We start from the raw sequence: 17,782 nt of genomic DNA on the forward strand, positions 1-17,782 counted from the left end.
GATGTAAACAGCGTCGCAACCTGTGGTGCAAAATATATGGCACAATCTATCTTTATGGGAACGGCCGCGATCGATCTGCTCGACGCCTCCGGCGAGGCGGCGACCGACATCGCGGTGTTCCGCAACATCGGCGCGGGCGACACAGCGCTCGGCGGCGCCGGCAACGACCGGGCCGCGCTGTCAGGCCTCGGCAGCACCGTGAAGCTCGGCGCCGGCAACGACCTGGCCTTCGCCACGCTGGGCCAGCGGGCGAGCGCGACCCATGACCTGGTGGATGGCGGCGACGGCAACGACACGCTGACTATCACCATCGCCGGCAGCCAGATGACGGCCGCGGTCCGGGCGGAGCTGCTGCGCCTGCACGAGTATCTGCTGGACGACCCGCAGCGGCATTTCGTCTCGGATCTCCTGCATCTCGACATGGTCCATGTCGAGGCCGTCAGCATCCGCCTGGACGGCACCGTGTGGCCGATCCGCGACGTGGCGCCGGAGTCGCAGGAGATTTCGCTCGGGGAGCTTCCGGTCCTCGGCACTGGCGTCTTCACCCCCATGGGATCGCTCCTCATCTCCATGGGGGCCAGCATCGCCGGGATCGAGGACTTCACGGGCCTTCCGTCCGGTGCCCTGGCAGGGCTCGGCCACGATCCGGTCGCCGGCGCGGCCACGCGGGCCGATGTCTACATGGAGGCGGGGCAGACGATCTCCTTCGACTGGATGTTCGACAATTACGATGCCGCCCAGCGGGACGACTCCGCCTATGTCGTGCTGGACGGCTCTCCCATGGCACTGGCCAACGGCCAGGATGCCGGCGATCCTGGCTCCGCCGGCTGGGTGCATGGCAGCTTCACCGTCGCGGCGAGCGGCATGCACAGCCTGGCCTTCATCGTGGCCGACGGCATGGCCGACAATGGCAACGTTCCGCGCCTCTTCATCAATCACGTCGTGATCGCCTGACCGGCCAAGGCCGGTCCGCTGCCGTCGCGGCGCTGACCGCGACGGCAGCCCGCCCTACCCCGCCTGCGCCCGCAGCGCATTCGCCTGATGCACCGCGACGGCGGTGAGGTTGACGATGCCGCGCGCCGTCACGCTCGGCACCAGCACGTGGATCGGCTTCCTCATCCCGAGCAGCACCGGCCCCACCTGCAGCCCGTCGGCGGCCGCCTTCAGCAGGTTGAAGCTGATATTGGCGGAATCGAGGTTGGGGAAGACCAGCAGGTTGGCGGTGTCCGTCAGCGTGCTGTCCGGCACCGCGCGGGCGCGGATCGCCGGCACCAGCGCGGCATCCGCATGCATCTCGCCATCCACTTCGAGATGCGGCGCCCGCGCCCGCAGCAGCCCCAGCGCCGCCCGCATGGTGCGCGCGGTCGGCGCGTTGGAGCCGCCGAAGGAGGAATGGCTGAGCAGCGCCACCTTCGGCGTCAGGCCGAAGGCCTCCACCTGCTCGGCGGCGAGCAGCGTCATCTCGGCGATCTGCTCGGCCGTCGGCTCGACCATCAGATGCGTGTCGACGAAGAACAGCGTGCCGGTCGGGATGATGACGGCCGAGAGCGCATAGACGCGCGAGCTGGCATCGCCCTTGCCGATGACGTCGAAGGCGTAGTGGAATTGCCGCATCCAGTTGCCGCTGCCGCCGACCAGGGCGGCATCGACCATCCCGGCCTCGAGCAGCAGGGCGGCGGCGACGGTCGCGCGCGTCGTCACCCGCCGCGCCGCCGCCTCGGGCGGGGCGCCGCGGCGGCCGACCAGGCGCTGGTACATCTCGGTCAGCGGCGCGAATTTCGCCACATCGGCGACGGGATCGAGGATCTCGACCGACTCGGAGAAATCCATGCGCAGGCCCATGGCGCGGGCGCGCGCCTCGATCACCTCGCGCCGGCCGAGCAGCACCGGCTCGGCGATCCCCTCGTCCAACACCGTCTGCACCGCGCGCAGCGTCCGCTCGTCCTCGCCTTCCGAGTAGACCACCCGGCGCGGCGCCTTGCGGTCTGCCTCGAAGAGCGGCCGCATCAGGTAGCCGGAGCGGAAGACGAAGCGCTCCAGCTCGCGGCGATAGGTGGCGAAATCCTCGATCGGCCGGCGGGCGACGCCGGTCTGCATGGCGGCGCGGGCGACGGCGGGCGCGATCTCGAGGATCAGGCGCGGGTCGAAGGGCTTCGGAATGATGTAGTCGGCGCCGAAGACCGGGGCGTTGCCACCATAGGCCGCGGCCACCACCTCGCTCGCCTCGACGCGGGCCAGCGCCGCGATGGCGTCGGCCGCCGCGACCTTCATCGCCTCGTTGATCGCCGTCGCGCCGACATCCAGCGCCCCGCGGAAGATGAAGGGGAAGCAGAGGACATTGTTGACCTGGTTCGGATAGTCCGACCGGCCGGTGGCGACGATCGCGTCCGGCCGGGCGGCGCGCACCGCCTCGGGCAGGATCTCCGGCTCGGGATTCGCCAGCGCCATGATCAGCGGCTTCGGGCCGAGCCGCGGCAGCCATTCCGCCTTCAGCACGCGCGGCGCCGAGAGGCCGAGGAAGACATCGGCGCCGTCGAGCACCTCCTCCAGCCTCCGCGCATCGGTGCGGCGGGCGTAGCGCGCCTTGTAGGGGTCCATCCCCTCCGGCCGGCCCTCATAGACCACGCCGTGGATGTCGCAGACGGTCACGTTCTCCCGCCGCAGCCCCATCGCCACCAGCAGGTCGAGGCAGGCGAGCGCCGCCGCGCCGCCGCCGGTATTGACCAGCTTCACCTCCTCGAGCCGCTTGCCCTGCAGCAGCAGCCCGTTGCGCACCGCGGCGGCGACGATGATGGCGGTGCCGTGCTGGTCGTCGTGGAAGACCGGGATCTGCATGCGCTCGCGCAGCACCCGCTCCACCTCGAAGCATTCGGGGGCCTTGATGTCCTCGAGGTTGATGGCGCCGAAGGAGGGCTCCAGGGTGGCGACCACCTCGATCAGCCGCTGCGGGTCGCGCTCCTCCACCTCGATGTCGATCGAATCGATGCCGGCGAATTTCTTGAAGAGGACCGCCTTGCCCTCCATCACCGGCTTCGAGGCCAGCGCGCCGATGGCGCCGAGGCCGAGCACGGCGGTGCCGTTGGAGACGACCGCGACGAGGTTGCCGCGCGCCGTGTAGTCCCAGGCCGCGTCGGGATTGGCGGCGATCTCCTCGCAGGCGGCGGCGACGCCCGGGGAATAGGCGAGGCCGAGGTCGCGCTGCGTCGCCATGCGCTTGGTCGGCTCGACGCTCAGCTTCCCGGGTCGCGGCAGCCGGTGATAGTCGAGCGCTGCCTTGCGGAAATCCTCGTCCATGCCTCGTCCCCGTTCCGGAGGGGGAAGATGCGGCCGATGCGGCGGGGCCGCAACCATCGGAACGGCGGTGTTCCGGCCGGACGATCCCGGGGGTGGCGCGGCAGGCATGGGCGGGAGGGATGGCGGCGGCCGCGACAGCGGCGGGCGGCCGGGCTATCTCACCCCGGCGGGCCGGCCGGGCCGGCGACAGGCGGGAGCGAGGATGGTGCGGTCGAGAAGAGTCGAACTTCCACGGGGTTTCCCCCACCAGCACCTCAAGCTGGCGCGTCTACCATTCCGCCACGACCGCAGAACCGGGCGAGGCGGGGCGTATAACCGATGACCGCGGCGGGGGCAACGGTGGCCCGGGCGGCAAACGGCATGGCGCGACCGGAATTCCGCGTCTCGGATGGCCTGACCCCCTACCCCCTGGCGCTGGAGGCGATGGCGGCGCGGGTGGCGGGCATCCGCGAGGGGACGGCGGAGGAGCTGGTCTGGCTGGTCGAGCATCCGCCGAGCTACACCGCCGGCACCTCGGCCGGGCCCGGCGACCTGCTCGATGCCCGCTTCCCGGTCTACCAGGCCGGGCGCGGCGGGCAGTGGACCTATCACGGGCCGGGGCAGCGCACGGCCTATGTCATGCTCGACCTGGCGCGGCGCGGGCGCGACGTGCGCGCCTATGTGCATGCGCTGGAGGAGTGGGTGATCCGGGCGCTCGACCGCTTCAACATCCGCGGCGAGCGGCGGGAGGGCCGCGTCGGCATCTGGGTGGCGGACCCCGCGCGGGGGACGGAGGCGAAGATCGGCGCCATCGGCGTGCGGGTGACGCGCTGGGTGAGCTGGCACGGCATCGCGCTCAACGTCGATCCGGACCTCTCGCATTTCGCCGGCATCGTGCCCTGCGGGCTGAAGGAATACGGCGTGACGAGCCTGCACCGGCTCGGCATCCCGGCGACGATGGAGGAGGCGGATGCGGCGCTGATGGCGGCGTGGGGGGAGGTGTTTTAGACCCTCGCGAAATCGCCTTGGGTCCCAGATCCGTCCCAGCCTGCCGTGGCGGAGCCGCGGCAAGGCAACGGGCAGCGACGGCGGCTGGCGGCGGCCGGCGGGCGGGCCTACTTGTCCGGCTCGGCCTTGGTGATCTTGCCGGTATGCGGGTCGACGTGGAATTCGATCGGCTTTCCGTCGCGGGTGGTCTTGCCTTCCCAGTGGCCGTCATCCGCCTCCATGGAGACGATCGGCCCGTAACCTGCTTCCTTCAGGATCTGGGCGACCCGTTCGCGGCTGATCCAGTCCGCGCCGGGCTGGTCCGCCCGGGCCGGCGCGGCCATGGGCAGCGAGAGCGCGCAGGCCAGCAGGGCGGCGGCAATGGCTTTCATGATGCGTCCTCTCCCCTTTCCTTCAGCTCGATGCCGCGTCGTTCTCCGTCGCCCGCAGCCCCGGTGCGCCGCCGTCGCCGGCGACGGAGCCGGGCGGCCGGGCCGGGACGCCGGGCGGCACCCGGTCGCCATCCGCCGTCACCTGCCAGCCATCGGCCCGCAGGTCCGACAGCAACATCTCGTGGCGGTCGGTGCCGTACTCGCCGGCGACCTTGCCCTCGCCATCCAGCAGCATCGTGCCGGCGTCGTCGGTGCGCATCACGCGGCACTCGCCCGCCCGTTCCAGCCTGGTCTCGCGCATGCGCCGGCAACGCCGTGCCGGGGCCGTGGTTCGGCGGCTCCCGCTCAGAGATCCGCCTTGATCCCCGCCCGCTTGATCAGCGAGGCCCATTTCGCCTGCTCGCGCGCCAGCAGCGCATCGCCCTCGGCCGGCGTGTTCATCACCATGTCGAAGCCGAGATCGGCGAAGCGTGGCTGCAGCGCCGGCTCGCGCGCCGCCGCGGCGAGCGCCGCGTGCAGCCGCGTCACCGGCTGGTCGGGGGTCGCCTTCGGCGCCGCCAGCATCGCCCAGGTGTAGATGTCGTATTCGGCCAGGCGCGGATCGCTCTCGGCCATCGTCGGCACATCCGGGAAGGCGGCGATGCGGTGCTGCACCAGCGAGGCAAGCGGCCGCAGCGTGCCGGCCTTGATGTGCGGCGTCGCCGCCGGGACATCGGCGAAGACCATGTTCACCTGCCCGGCCAGCAGGTCGGCCAGCGCCGGGCCGCTGCCGCGATAGGCGACATGCAGCAGGTCGGCGCCGGTCAGCAGCGCGTAGATGGCGCCGCCGAGATGCAGCGGCGTGCCGTTGCCGGCCGAGCCGTAGCTGAGCTTGCCGGGATTGTCGGCGACCCATTTGTGGAAACCCGCGATGTCCTGCGGCGGCGCGTCGGCGCGGACGACGAGGATGTAGGGCACGCTCGCCATCAGCGAGACGACGCGGAAGCCCTTGGCGGAATCGAAGGGCGGCGGGTCCATCGTCAGCGGCGCCATCATGAAGCTGATGCTGCCCATCAGCACCGTGTTCCCGTCCGGCTTCGCCTGCAGCACGCTGCGCGTGCCGATGGTCGAGCCGCCGCCGGCGCGGTTCTCCACCACCACCGGCTGGCCGAGCGCCTCGGTCATCTTCGGCGCGACGAGGCGCGCCGCGACATCCGGCGTGCCGCCGGGGGCGAAGGGCACGACCATGGTGACCGGCCGGTCCGGCCAGGAGGGCTGGGCCTGCGCCTGGCCCTGGACGGGCAGGATCAGCGGCGCGGCGAAGGGGGCGGCGAGCAGGTGGCGGCGGCGCATGCGGTGTGTCCTCCCGGCGAGTCGCGCGGGAGGATGCCGGGCCGGCGGCGTCCCGGCCAGAGGGCCTGCCGGGCCAGGAAGCCCGGCGGCGTTTGGCCTTGAGGCGCCTGTCGGAACCGTCGCTGCCCGTTGTCCTGCCGCGGCTCCGCCGCGGCAGGCTGTGACGCAGCCCGGGCAGGAGGGGACTCCACGGGGCCCCCACAAAGCCGCGAAGCGGCTTTGTGGGGATTTCCTAGCGCCCGCGCGTCAGGAAGGCCGGCGCGTTGTCGCGGAAGTCGCCGTTGCGGAAGGCGTCGCGGTCGCGGCGCGGCCCCTCGCGCCCCTCCGCTCCCTGGGCGGCCGGCCGGCGCCGGGTCGCCTCGCCGCCCGGCTTCGGCCCGTTCCCTTGGGCCGGCTGGCCGTGGCGCGGCTGGCCGCGATGCTCGCCGCCGGCAGGACGCGGCGGGTGCTGGCCCTGGCGCGGCGCCCCCTGCGGGCCGCGGCCGCGGCCGCTCCCCGCCGGCTTCGGCGCCTGGACGCCCCGGCCGCCGCCGGCATGGCCCTGGCGCTGCAGCAGCCCCGGCTTGGCCAGCGAGCGCGACTTGTCCTCGCGCCGGTCCTCGGCCGGGATGCTCTGGCGGATCAGCTTCTCGACCGCCCAGAGCTTGTCCAGGTCCTCGAAGGAGACGAGGGCCACCGCCTCGCCCGAGGCGCCGGCGCGGGCGGTGCGGCCGATGCGGTGCACATAGGTCTCCGGCACCTCCGGCAGGTCGTACTGCACGACATGGGTGACGCCGTCGACATCGATGCCGCGGGCGGCGATGTCGGTCGCCACCAGGATCGGCGCGCTGCCGTCCTTGAAGGCGGCGAGCGCCCGCTCCCGCTGGCCCTGGCTCTTGTTGCCGTGGATGGCGTTGGCCGAGAGCCCGTCCTGGTCGAGCTGCTTCACCACGCGGTCGGCGCCGTGCTTGGTGCGGCTGAAGACCAGGGTGCGGCCGACGCCCTCGCCGCGCAGCAGCTCGGCCAGGATGCGGCGCTTGTTGCCCTGCTCGAGATGGACGACGCGCTGCGCCACCCGCTCGGCGGTGGTGGCGACGGGCGCCACCTCGACCCGGGCCGGCTCATGCAGCAGCTCGCCGGCGAGGCGGCCGATCTCGGACGGCATGGTGGCGGAGAAGAACAGGGTCTGCCGCCCGCCAGGGCCGCCGGCCGGCAGGGCGCGGACCAGGCGGCGGATGGCCGGCAGGAAGCCCTTGTCGAGCATCTGGTCGGCCTCATCGAGCACCAGCACCTCGACGCGGTCGAGCCGCGCCGTGCCCTGGTCCAGATGGTCCTGCAGCCGGCCCGGCGTGGCGACGAGCACGTCGACGCCCTGCGACAGGGCGCGGCGCTGCGGGCCGTGCGGCACGCCGCCGAAGACCACCGCGACCGAGAGGCCGAGATGCCCGCCATAGGTGCGGACGTTCTCGGCGATCTGGGCGCAGAGCTCGCGGGTCGGGGAGAGCACCAGGGCGCGGCAGCCGCCGCGCGGCGGCCGGCCGCCCTTGGCATTCAGCCGGTGCAGGATGGGCAGCGAGAAGGCGGCGGTCTTGCCGGTGCCGGTCTGGGCGATGCCGAGCAGGTCGCGACCTTCCAGCACGGTCGGGATGGCCTGGGCCTGGATGGGGGTGGGGGTGGTGTAGCCGGCCTCCTCGAGCGCGCGCAGGATGGGCGCGGCGAGGCCGAGCGTGGTGAAGTCTGTCACGGGTAGCAGTCAATCCGGTCGCGCGGCGCCGGACGCGCCCGGCTCTGGGGCGGCGCGCCGCGGGTTGCAGTTGGAGACCCCGCGTGGCTGGGCCGGTCCGGTGGGAAGCTGTCGCGTGCGCCGGCAGTTCGGCTTGATCCGCGGGGACCCCGATGGGGCCGCGCCCGCGGGCCGCTCACGCGGCCGGGCACCGCCGGCGCCATTCCGCGCCGACGCCCCGACTATGGGGTTTCGCACCTGCGAAAGCAAGGGAAAGCGGGGGCGGCGCGGTCGATAGCGCCGCCAGGCAGCAGGGCATGGCATGCCTCCCCGGCCCCGCATGGCCCCGGCTGGCCCCGAATGGCCAGGACGTGGTCGCCCGACCGGGTTCGGGACCGGCCCCAGCGCGGGCCCGGCGGAGGATGCGGGGTGCCGGACCGGATGCGCGATCGCTTTCGCCACGACCGGCCGCGGGCGCGCCGCCCGCCACGGGGTCCGCCCGCGGCGGCCCTCAGCTCCGCGCCGCGGCGGCGAAGGCGAAGGTCTCGTAGGCGTTCTCGGCCACCCGGAACCATTGGAACTGCTCGTCGCGGAAGGCGCGGTAGCTGGTCCACATCCGACGGAAGCGCGGGTTCTGCGCCGAGGTCTCCTCGTAGAGCTCGAGGGAGTTGCGCCAGGCGGCCTGCAGGATCTCGCGCGGCCAGGCGCGGAGCTGCGCGCCCGCCGCCACCAGCCGGCGCAGCGCCTTCGGGTTGCCCTCGTCGTAGCGGGCCATCATCTCCATCGTCGCCTCGCCGCAGGCGACCTCGAGCACCGCCCTGTAGGCCTCCGGCAGGCTGTCCCAGGCGCGCTGGTTGATCATCAGCACGCCGCGCGAGGAGCCCTCCCAGAAGCCGGGCGCGTAGTAGTAGCGGGCGATGCGCGCGAAGCCGAGCTTCTCGTCGTCATAGGGGCCGATCCACTCGGCGGCGTCGATCGTGCCGCGCTCGAGCGAGGGATAGATGTCGGGCCCGGCGATCTGCGTCGGCGCCGCGCCGAGCCGGGCGAAGAGATGGCCGGCGAAGCCGGAGATGCGGAATTTCAGCCCGCTCAGATCGTCGAGGCTGCGGATCTCCTTGCGGAACCAGCCGCCCATCTGCACGCCGGTATCGCCGAAGGGAATGCCGACGACGTTGTAGTCGCGGTAGAGCTCGGCGGCGATCTCGTTGCCGCCGCCATGGCGCAGCCAGGCGCTCATCTGCCGCATGTTCATGCCGAAGGGGATGGCGGTGAAGGCGGCGAAGGTCGGGTCCTTGCCGACATAGTAGAGCGAGGCGGTCTGGCCGCATTCCACCGTGCCGGCCTGCAGCGCGTCCAGCACCTGCAGCGCCGGCACGACCTCGCCAGCGGCGAAGCAGCGGATCTGGAAGCGGTTGTCCGTCATCTGCGCGACGCGGCGGGCGAGCGCTTCCGAGCCGCCGTAGAGGATGTCGAGATTCTTCGGGAAGCTGCTGGTCAGGCGCCAGCGGATCTCGGGGGTCTGGCTCTGGGCGAGCGCCGGCGTGGCCAGCGCCGGGGCCGCGGTAGCGGCGCCCAGCAGAAGGCGGCGATGCATGACGTTGGCTCCCTGTGCCTTTTGGCCGCCGGTCTCCGCCGTGGCGGGCGGAGCATGCGCGAGGCCGATGCCGTCACGCAATCGGTTTCGCTACAAAGACGCGGGCCGAGCCATGCCGGCGGACCGGTCGCCCGACCGGTCCGCGGCCACCCATCACGCCGGCAGCACGCCCTTCTGCTTCGCCGCATGCGTCGAGATGGCGTCCATCAGCGGCGGCGAGAAGCAGTCATAGGGTTCGAGGCCCAGGGCGCGGAGCTGGCCGCGGATGCCCTCCATGCGCTCCGGCCGCACCCCGCTCTCGATCACCGAGGAGACGAAGGCGGCGAAGCCGGGCGGCGGCGCGCCCGGCTCGGCGAAAAGCTCGGGATGCACGAAGTCGAGCCCGTAGAAGGGATAGTCCTGGTTCTCGATGCGGCCGAAGACATGCACGCCGCAGACGGTGCAGGCATGCCGCTGGATCGCCGCCGCGGGATCGACCACCTGCAGCTTCTCCGGATGGCTGCTGACCCGCAGCTTGTCGCGCGGCACCACGGCGATGACGGAGAAGATCGCATTCTCCGGCTTCCAGCACTTGGTGCAGCCGCAGGCGTGGTTGTGGGCGATGTTGCTCTCGACCCGGGCCTTCACCTGGTCGCGCTCGCAGCGGCAGGACAGCGTGCCGCCGGCGAAGCTCGCCGCGCCGGGCTTGATGCCGCCATCGAGGAGTGGGTGCAGATGCGTCTCGGCCATCGCGGGCTTCCCTCCCTGTCGCGGGACTCCTGGGCGCGGTGTCCCGGCAGGGGCGGCGCCGCGTCCCGGGCGTTGCCGCCCCGGTCTGGGACGCAGGGGGAGGCCGCGATCCGCAATCCCCGCTCCGGCGGAGTTGAACGGAACTCCGCCGCTCAGAGGCGGGCGAAGCCGGGCGCCACCTCCTCCTCCCAGAAGGTCTCCTCCACCGCATCCACGCGGGCCAGCCGCGGGCCGCGCCGCACCAGGGTCAGCAGCGCCTCCACCGCCGGCTCCGGCCCGGCGATCACCGCCTCCACCCGACCATCGGGGCGGTTGCGCACCCAGCCGGCGAGGCCGAGCCGCCCGGCCTCGCGCTGCATCCAGTCGCGGTAGCCGACGCCCTGCACCCGGCCGGCGATGAGCAGGTGCCGCGCCTTCACGCCCCGCCCTCCGGTTCCCCGCCCCCTGGTTCCGTCTCCTGCCCGCGGGCGAGGCGCAGCAGCCGCTCGGCCTGCGCCGCCTCGGCGGCGATGCGGGCGCGTCGCACCGCCGCCTCGGCGTCGGTGCCCCAGAATTCCTCCTGCGCGCTCTCGTCGAGGGTGGCGAGGCGGTGCGCCTCCGCCGCATCGACATGCCCCTCGACCACGGCGAGGCCGAGGACGAGGCTGCCATAGCCCGGCACCAGCACGCCGAGCGCGGTGAGCTCGAGCGGCGAGAGGGCGGCCACCGCCCGCCGCACCGCGGCCAGCGAGGCCGGGTCCTGCGGCACCGGCATCAGCCCGGTGGTGACGCGCAGCGGCGCCCGGTGGCGCATCGCCAGCCAGTCGAGCAGCGGCTGCCATTCCGCCGCCTGCATCGCCGCCAGCCGCCGCTCCTCGGCGCGGTAGCAGAGCAGGTCGGTCTCGGCGTATTTCGCCAGGCCGTCCACCATCGGCGCCGGGTCGGGCGCCACGCGCTCCTGCGCCGTGCCGACGAGGCGGGTGAGCGGGATGTCGGCCGGCGACATCTCGCCGCCCTTGGCGCCGCCGGCCAGCGCCCATTCCGTGGCGATCGCCTCGGCGAGCGGCGCCGCCTCGACGAGCAGCGGGGCGCCGCCGGGCAGCCGCACCGGCCGCCCGTCCAGCAGCACGCGGAAGCCGCCGGCCGCGGGTTCCGCGGCGGCCCTGTCCCAGAAGCGCTTCACGGTGCGTGCAGGACGGCCTTGCCGTCCTGTCCCTCGGGCGCCGGGCGCCGCGCCGCCGCGCGGCCTGGCTTCGCGGCGCTCATCCGCGCGGACCCTCCTAGGCTCGGTGTCATCCGATCTCCCTGCCGTCCTGGCCTGGTGTCCCGAAAGATAGGCGCGCCGCCGCCGCGGCCGAAGGGGTCAGCGGCCGCGCAGGAAGCCGCGCAGCAGTTCCTGCGCCGGCTCCTGCAGCGATTTCGGCAGGTCCCGCAGGTCCGGCGCCTTCTGCGCCGGCGCCTCCGCAGCCGTGGCGGCGGCGGAGGCCGGCACCGGGCCGGCGCGGCCGCCGCGCGCCGCGGCCAGGGCCGGGCCGCAATCCGGCAGCGCCTCGGTGGTCTTGCCCTCGCCGGCGCCGCCGAGCGCGCCGAGGATCCCGGCGGCGAGCTCGCCGGCCTTGCCGCCCCCGAGCCCCTCGGCCCCTGCCCGCTCGGCCAGGGCGCCGATCGCCCCGCGGGCGCTGGCCGGGCCGAAATCGGCGCGCGGATGCGCGAAGCTGCCGGTGATCGGCAGCGGCGCGCGGATGCGCAGCCCGTTCGTCCCCGGGATGGGCAGCCGCAGGTCGAGCTGCAGGCGCATCGCCAGGCTCTCGTTGCGCAGGTCGGCGGTGCCGCCGCCGCCGATCCTGCCGAGGCTGGTATCGAGCAGCAGCGTCTCGGCGCGGGCGACGCCGCCCTCGGCCCGCCAGCGCGTCGCGGCGCAGGCGAGGCGGATCCGGCCCTGGATCTCGTTGCCGAGCTGCGGCAGCGCCTGGCGCAGCGCGCCCGCCCCCTGGCCGAGCAGGCTGCCGGCGCCGGTCTCGATCTCGCCATTGGTGAGGGCGAGGCCGAGATGCCCGGTCGCCGTCGCGGCGACGGCGCGCAGCTCCGGCCCCTGGCCGCGCAGATCGGCATCGAGCTCGAGCCGCCCGCCGGTGCCGCCCGGCAGGCGCAGCGCGGCGAGCAGCGGCGCCAGCTCGATCCCGTCCGAGCGCGCCGCGAGCTGGAAGGCCGGCGGCGCGGCATTGGCATCGGCGGCGGCGCGCAGGGTGACGGTGCCGCCCGGCAGGGTGGTGGTGAGCGGGTCGATCCGCCCCTGCCCGCCCTGCACCGAAGCCTGCAGCGTGGTGTCGCGCAGGGTGACGCCGCCCGACTGCAGCGTGCCGATGGTCCAGCGCAACGTGCTGTCGGTCAGGCGCAGCAGGCCGACCGGCAGCGGCAGCGGCGGGATCACCCGGCCATCCGGCGCCGGCGGAGGCGGCGGCGCGGGGGTGGCGGCGGGCGCCGCCCCCGGCGGGGCGGGCGGCGCCGGCGGCAGCCGCAGCGCGTCGAGGTCGATCCGCTGCGAGGCGAGGCTGGCCTGGACTCCCGGCCGGCCCCCCGGACCTGCCGCCGGCAGCAAGGCCAGCGCGCCCGCCGCATCCCCGGCCGAGGAGGCGATGCGCAGCCCCTGCAGCAGCGCGCCCTCGGCGAGGCCGGCGCCGCGCTCGCTGAGGCTGGCGCCGGCGGTGAGGTTGCGCAGCGGCGGCAGCGGCCGGCCGGCGAGCGGCGAGAGGGCGGCGAGGTCCGGCACGCCGAGCGCGACCAGCAGCCCGACGCCGCTGAGCCGGCGCGGATCGGCGATGCTGCCCTTGGCCGTCGCCGTGGCGCCGCCGGCGGTGAGCGTCAGGTCCACCGGTAGGGGCTGCGCCGCGCCCGCCGGGGCCAGGGCCGGCAGGCCGAGCGTGCCGCCGAGCGTGATCGGCAGGCCGCGCAGCACCGCCTGCCCGGCCAGGGCGAGCGGCGCGCCGGGCCCGGACTGCCGCGCGGTGAGGCCGCTGAGGGCGAGGCCGGGCAGCACCGCATCCAGCGGCGAGGGCCCGATGCTGAGGTCGAGCCCCGTCAGCGCCGGCCCGCTGGCGCGGCCCTGGGTTGCTCCCCCGGGCGCCGGATCGACCAGGGTGAGCCGCGCCGTCACCGCCTGCAGCGGCGGCAGGGCGATGCTCGGCAGCAGCGGGGCGAGGCTTTGCAGCGCCGGCACCTCGGCGGCCAGCGTCGCGCTCCAGCCCCGGCCGCGCGCCGGGTCGCTGAGCTGGCCGTCGAGCTGCGCCGTGGCGCCCGCGGTCGCCAGCCGCGCCCGCACCGGCCAGGGCGCCCCCGGCTGCGGCGCGGTCAGCGCCTGGAGCGAGCCGGCCTGCCCCTCGACCGCGAGCGGCACGCCATCCAGCGCCAGGCTGCCCCAGCCGCGCATCGGCCCGCGCCCGTCGCCGCCCTCGAGCTGGAAGCTCGGGATGCCGAGGATGCGCGTGCTGCCGGCGGCGCCGTCATGCCAGGTGAGCCGCCCCTCGGCGATCGAGACCCGGTCGATGACCAGCTCGAAGCGGCTTCCCGCCGGCGCCGGCCCGGCGGCGGGCCCGGCGGCCGGCGGCGGGGCGGCGGGCCCGGCGAAGACCCAGTTGGCATGGCCGGCGGCGTCGGTCTCGAGCAGGATGTCCGGCTCGACCAGCCGCAGCCGCCGCACCTCCACCCGCTGCCGCAGCAGCGGCAGCAGGGCGAGCTCCACCTCCACCCGCCGCACCCGCGCCATCTCCGGCCGGCTGCCGCCCGGCATGTTGGCCAGCGCGGCGCCCTCCACCGTCAGGGTCGGCACCAGGGCGAGCTTCAGCCCGATCGGCCCGGCCAGGGTCAGCCGCCGCCCCGTCGCCTGCTGCACCGCCGCCTCGATCCGCGGCTTCAGGCTGTCCGGGTCGAAGCGGGCGAGCGCGATGCCGGCGCCGATGGCGGGCAGCACGACGAGCAGGCCGACCGCGGCGCCGGCCACCCAGGGCCAGCGCCGGCGGCGGCGCGGCGGGGGAAGCGGTCCGGGATCGGGCATGATGTCCTCGCGCGGCATGGCGGGCTAGAGCGCGATCGCCCGAGGTGGCATCACCAAAGGCGTGGATCGCGCGATGAAACAAGGCGTCAGGCCATGATCCGTGAACTCGGGCGAACGGATCATGGTCTAACGCCGGGAGACCGGGTCGCGGTGCCGCGGCTTCGGGGTGCGCGGCGCCTCGAAGCCGAAGAAGCCGAAGGTCTCGCGCATATGCGGCGGCAGCGGCGCCGCCACCTCCAGCGTCCCGCCCTCGGGATGCGGCAGGCGCAGCGCCCGGGCATGCAGGTGGAGCTGGTTGGGCAGCCCGTCGAGATGCGCCGCGGCGCCGCCATACTTGCCGTCGCCGAGGATCGGCGTGCCGAGCCCGGCGGCGACGTGCACGCGGAGCTGGTGGGTGCGGCCGGTGAGCGGGCGCATCTCCAGCCAGGCGACGCGGCGGCGGGCGGCATCCAGGGTGCGGAAATCGGTGATGGCGCGGGCGCCTTCCTCCCCCTCCTCCACCACCTCGGTGCGCTCGCCGCGCGGCCCGGCGAGGCGCGCCAGCGGCAGGTCGATGCGGCCCTCGGCGATCTCCGGCTGCGGCGTCACCACCGCCCAGTAGGTCTTCTCCACGTCGCGGCCGCGGAAGGCGCGGGCGAGGAAGGCGGCGGCGCCGGCGGTGCGGGCCAGGACCAGCACGCCGGAGGTGTCGCGGTCCAGCCGATGGACCAGGCGCGGTCGCTCCTCGGCCTCGAATTGCAGGGCGTCCAGCAGCCCGTCGAGATGCCGGGCGATGCCGGGGCCGCCCTGCACCGGCAGGCCGTGCGGCTTGTCGAGCACGATCAGGCTGGCGTCGCGGTGCAGCACCAGCCGCTCCAGTGCCCGCGCCTCCTCCGGCGGGACGGGACGGCGGCCGGTGCCCTGCGGCTCCGGCCGCGGCCCCTCGGGCAGCGGCGGGATGCGCACCTCCTGCCCGGCGGCGAGGCGGGTATTCGCCTCCGCCCGCTTGCCGTCGACGCGGATCTGGCCGGTGCGCAGCATCTTCTGCAGCGCCCCCTGGGTGAGCTGGGGAAAGTGGCGGCGGAACCAGCGGTCGAGCCGGCTATCGGCCTCGTCCGGGGTCACGGTGCGGTGGGCGATGGTCATGGTGGCGCGGGGCTTACCACCTCGGCGGGTCCACCGCGAAACATGGGCGCGCGCGGGCGCTTGCGGCAGGGTTGAAGGGGATGCCGGGCCGCACCTATCGCATCACGAAAAAGAGCGCCTTTTTGGCCCGGCGGCGGAACCGGGGCGGCGCTGAGGCGTCAGGGGCGGCCATGACGCACAGAACGAGACTGGCCGCAGCCGCGGCATTCCTGGTCCTCGGCGTCGCCGCCCCGGACCTCAATTTCAGCCAAGCCGCGGCCGCCGAGCGCTCGGCCGGCAAGCCAGGGCAGACGCTGAAGCCACAGCGCGGCAAGGCGAGCTACTACGCGCCGAAATTCAATGGCCGCAAGATGGCGAACGGCGCGCGTTTCAATCCGAACAGCAATTCGGCGGCGCACAAGACCTTGCCGCTCGGCACCACCGCGAAGGTGACGAATCTGGAGAACGGCAAGACCGCCGAGGTGAAGATCGAGGATCGCGGGCCCTATCACGGCGGAAGGGTGATCGATGTCAGCCCGAAGATCGCCGAGCGGCTCGACATGAAGAAGGAGGGCACGGCGCCGGTGGTGGTGCAGCCGGTGCAGGTGCCGCCGCAGAACCAGCGCGTCGCGGCGCAATGATTTAATCCCCGCGACGTCGCTGGCGCCGTCGCGGGGGGCCCGTGCTTCGCTCCTGACCCCTGATCCGTCACAGCCTGCCGCGGCGAAGCCGCGGCGGGGCAACGGGTGGCGACGATCGGAATCGGCGTTGCTGGAGCGGGACCGATCCGCCGGTCGGATCAGGCGAGCTTTTCCCAGGTGAGTTCGAGTTGCACCATCACCCCGCGCACCATCCGCGGCGGCGGCGACAAGACCAGGCGTTCCCCGTCCCAGCGGCATTGCCGCACCTGGTCGGTGCCGAAGCGGTCGGGGGGATGCGCGGCGTCGACGCGGGTGCGCAGCACCGCGCCATCGAATTCCCAGACGCCCGTATAAGCGACCCAGTAGCGGCGATCGCCCTCGGCCGGCGGCCGGCCGTCGCCGAGCGCGGCCATCATCCGCTCGGGGCCGAATTGCACCGTGCCAATGGGGCATGGTCCGAAATCCGAGGCGACGATGCGGCCCTCCGGGTCGCGCGCCTCCACCGTCAGCAGCCGCCACACGCCGATGATCCGCTCGCGCATCATCCCTCCCCTTCCGTTGTCCGCCGGGCCTTCTTCGCCCGCAGCGCCGCCCAGTGGCGCAGCCGCTCGCCGATCGCCGCCTCGGCGCCGCGCTCGGTCGGGCGGTAGAACTGCCGGCGCGGCATCCCGTCGGGGAAGTAATTGGCGCCGGAGAAGCCCTCCGCCTCGTCATGGTCGTAGGCATAGCCGGCGCCGTAGCCGAGCTGCTGCATCAGCTTGGTCGGCGCGTTCAGGATATGCGCCGGCGGCATCAGGCTGCCGGTCTCCTTCGCCGCGCGCTGCGCCTGACCCCAGGCGGCGTAGACGGCGTTCGACTTCGGCGCGGTGCCGAGATGCACCACGAGCTGCGCCAGGGCCAGCTCGCCCTCCGGCGAGCCGAGGCGCTCATAGGTCTCCCAGGCGGCGATGGCGAGCGGCAGGGCGCGCGGATCGGCCATGCCGACATCCTCGGCGGCGAAGCGCGTGAGGCGGCGTGCGATGTAGCGCGGATCCTCGCCGCCCTGCAGCATGCGGGCGAACCAGTAGAGCGCCGCATCCGGGTCGGAGCCGCGCAGCGACTTATGCAGGGCCGAGATGAGGTTATAGTGCTCCTCCCGGTCCTTGTCGTAGAGCGCGGCGCGGCGGGCCAGCAGCTCGGCCAGGGCGGCCGGGTCCATCGGCGCGGTCCCGGCCGGCAAGGCCAGCAATTGCTCCGCGAGGTTCAGCAGGTAGCGGCCATCGCCATCGGCCATGGCGCGCAGCGTGGCGCGCGCCGCTGCGTCGAGCGGCAGGCCGCGCTCCCCTTCCGCCTCGGCGCGGGCGAGCAGCCGCTCCAGCGCCGCGTCGTCGAGCCGGCGCAGCACCAGCACCTGGCAGCGCGAGAGCAGCGCGCCGTTCAGCGCGAAGGAGGGATTCTCCGTCGTCGCGCCGACCAGGGTGACGGTGCCGTCCTCGACCACCGGCAGGAAGCCGTCCTGCTGCGCCCGGTTGAAGCGGTGGATCTCGTCGACGAAGAGCAGCGTGCCCTGCCCTATCCGCCTGCGCTGCCGTGCCTCGTCGAAGGCGCGCTTGAGGTCGGCGACGCCGGAGAAGACCGCCGAGAGGGAGACGAAGACGAGGCCGGCGCGCTCGGCCAGCAGCCGGGCGATGGTGGTCTTGCCGGTGCCGGGCGGCCCCCAGAGGATGAGCGAGGCGAGGCTGCCGCGGGCGAGCATGCCGGTGAGCGCGCCCTGCGGCCCGACCAGGTGATCCTGGCCCACCACCTCCTCCAGCGCGCGCGGGCGCAGGCGGTCGGCGAGCGGGCGCGGCCCCTCGGGCTCGCGCTGCGGCCGCGGCGCCGGCGGGCCGCCGAAGAGGTCCTCGGCGGGGGCGTCGGCGGCGGCCTCGGGCAAGGCGGCGGGGCGGGACGGGCGGCGGGGCGGCATCGGCGGGAGTATAGGCGCAGCCTCACGCCAGGGCGATCCGGAGCAACCGTTGC

Annotated in this window: 16 protein-coding genes and 1 tRNA gene; 3 read left to right on the forward strand and 14 right to left on the reverse strand. The window is 74.2% G+C overall.

The window, feature by feature from the left end:
• Positions 1 to 54: 54 nt before the first annotated feature.
• On the forward strand, positions 55 to 954 hold the full coding sequence (locus HJG45_RS01335; protein ID WP_171610271.1) for a hypothetical protein: 900 nt from the start codon (positions 55 to 57) through the stop codon (positions 952 to 954).
• Between the two features lie 54 nt (positions 955 to 1,008).
• On the opposite strand, the gene HJG45_RS01340 is transcribed toward HJG45_RS01335, so the two are convergent.
• Positions 1,009 to 3,294 carry an NADP-dependent malic enzyme gene (locus HJG45_RS01340; protein WP_171610272.1) on the reverse strand — a complete coding sequence of 762 codons (2,286 nt, stop codon included), beginning with the start codon at positions 3,292 to 3,294 and terminating at the stop codon, positions 1,009 to 1,011.
• A 203-nt stretch (positions 3,295 to 3,497) separates the two neighbouring features.
• A tRNA-Leu gene (locus HJG45_RS01345) sits at positions 3,498 to 3,583 on the reverse strand.
• Between the two features lie 71 nt (positions 3,584 to 3,654).
• Between HJG45_RS01345 and lipB the strand changes: the two genes are divergently transcribed.
• Entirely contained in the window at positions 3,655 to 4,281 is a 627-nt protein-coding gene (lipB, locus tag HJG45_RS01350) for a lipoyl(octanoyl) transferase LipB (RefSeq protein WP_171610273.1), read from the forward strand.
• Between the two features lie 107 nt (positions 4,282 to 4,388).
• Here lipB and HJG45_RS01355 read toward each other — a convergent pair whose 3' ends face one another.
• The 10 genes from HJG45_RS01355 to HJG45_RS01400 form a co-directional block, all read right to left on the reverse strand.
• The gene (locus tag HJG45_RS01355) at positions 4,389 to 4,652 is read right to left on the reverse strand and encodes a PepSY domain-containing protein (protein ID WP_171610274.1); all 264 of its coding nucleotides are present in this window, start codon (positions 4,650 to 4,652) and stop codon (positions 4,389 to 4,391) included.
• Positions 4,653 to 4,674: 22 nt separating this feature from the next.
• Entirely contained in the window at positions 4,675 to 4,953 is a 279-nt protein-coding gene (locus HJG45_RS01360; protein ID WP_171610275.1) for a hypothetical protein, read from the reverse strand.
• A gap of 44 nt (positions 4,954 to 4,997) precedes the next feature.
• Positions 4,998 to 5,984: a tripartite tricarboxylate transporter substrate binding protein gene (locus HJG45_RS01365; protein WP_171610276.1), complete on the reverse strand. Its 987-nt coding sequence runs from the start codon at positions 5,982 to 5,984 to the stop codon at positions 4,998 to 5,000.
• Between the two features lie 232 nt (positions 5,985 to 6,216).
• Complete coding sequence (locus HJG45_RS01370; RefSeq protein ID WP_171610277.1) at positions 6,217 to 7,707, reverse strand: DEAD/DEAH box helicase; 1,491 nt, start codon at positions 7,705 to 7,707, stop codon at positions 6,217 to 6,219.
• Between the two features lie 490 nt (positions 7,708 to 8,197).
• Complete coding sequence (locus HJG45_RS01375; RefSeq protein ID WP_171610278.1) at positions 8,198 to 9,280, reverse strand: TRAP transporter substrate-binding protein; 1,083 nt, start codon at positions 9,278 to 9,280, stop codon at positions 8,198 to 8,200.
• A gap of 153 nt (positions 9,281 to 9,433) precedes the next feature.
• A complete protein-coding gene (gene gfa / locus HJG45_RS01380) occupies positions 9,434 to 10,009 on the reverse strand; it encodes an S-(hydroxymethyl)glutathione synthase (protein WP_171610279.1) in 576 nt (191 codons plus the stop codon).
• Between the two features lie 152 nt (positions 10,010 to 10,161).
• Positions 10,162 to 10,428 (reverse strand): acylphosphatase, encoded by a 267-nt coding sequence (locus HJG45_RS01385; protein WP_171610280.1) that lies wholly within the window; start codon positions 10,426 to 10,428, stop codon positions 10,162 to 10,164.
• On the reverse strand, positions 10,425 to 11,171 hold the full coding sequence (locus tag HJG45_RS01390) for an ATP12 family protein (RefSeq protein WP_171610281.1): 747 nt from the start codon (positions 11,169 to 11,171) through the stop codon (positions 10,425 to 10,427). The genes HJG45_RS01385 and HJG45_RS01390 overlap by 4 nt, the downstream gene beginning before the upstream one ends.
• Before the next feature lie 180 nt (positions 11,172 to 11,351).
• Complete coding sequence (locus HJG45_RS01395; RefSeq protein ID WP_171610282.1) at positions 11,352 to 14,039, reverse strand: AsmA family protein; 2,688 nt, start codon at positions 14,037 to 14,039, stop codon at positions 11,352 to 11,354.
• A 126-nt stretch (positions 14,040 to 14,165) separates the two neighbouring features.
• Positions 14,166 to 15,164 carry an RluA family pseudouridine synthase gene (locus tag HJG45_RS01400; protein WP_171610283.1) on the reverse strand — a complete coding sequence of 333 codons (999 nt, stop codon included), beginning with the start codon at positions 15,162 to 15,164 and terminating at the stop codon, positions 14,166 to 14,168.
• An 80-nt stretch (positions 15,165 to 15,244) separates the two neighbouring features.
• Here HJG45_RS01400 and HJG45_RS28520 point away from each other — a divergent pair, with 80 nt between their 5' ends.
• Entirely contained in the window at positions 15,245 to 15,784 is a 540-nt protein-coding gene (locus HJG45_RS28520; protein WP_254452215.1) for a septal ring lytic transglycosylase RlpA family protein, read from the forward strand.
• A gap of 158 nt (positions 15,785 to 15,942) precedes the next feature.
• Here HJG45_RS28520 and HJG45_RS01410 read toward each other — a convergent pair whose 3' ends face one another.
• Both HJG45_RS01410 and HJG45_RS01415 read right to left on the reverse strand, forming a co-directional pair.
• Positions 15,943 to 16,326 (reverse strand): lipocalin-like domain-containing protein, encoded by a 384-nt coding sequence (locus tag HJG45_RS01410; RefSeq protein WP_171610284.1) that lies wholly within the window; start codon positions 16,324 to 16,326, stop codon positions 15,943 to 15,945.
• Positions 16,326 to 17,729, reverse strand: coding sequence for a replication-associated recombination protein A (locus HJG45_RS01415; RefSeq protein ID WP_171610285.1), 1,404 nt, complete (start codon positions 17,727 to 17,729; stop codon positions 16,326 to 16,328). Before HJG45_RS01415 ends, HJG45_RS01410 begins: the two co-directional genes overlap by 1 nt.
• Between the last annotated feature and the right edge of the window lie 53 nt (positions 17,730 to 17,782).

Source organism: Roseicella sp. DB1501 (genome assembly GCF_013112485.1).
GTDB lineage: Bacteria > Pseudomonadota > Alphaproteobacteria > Acetobacterales > Acetobacteraceae > Paracraurococcus.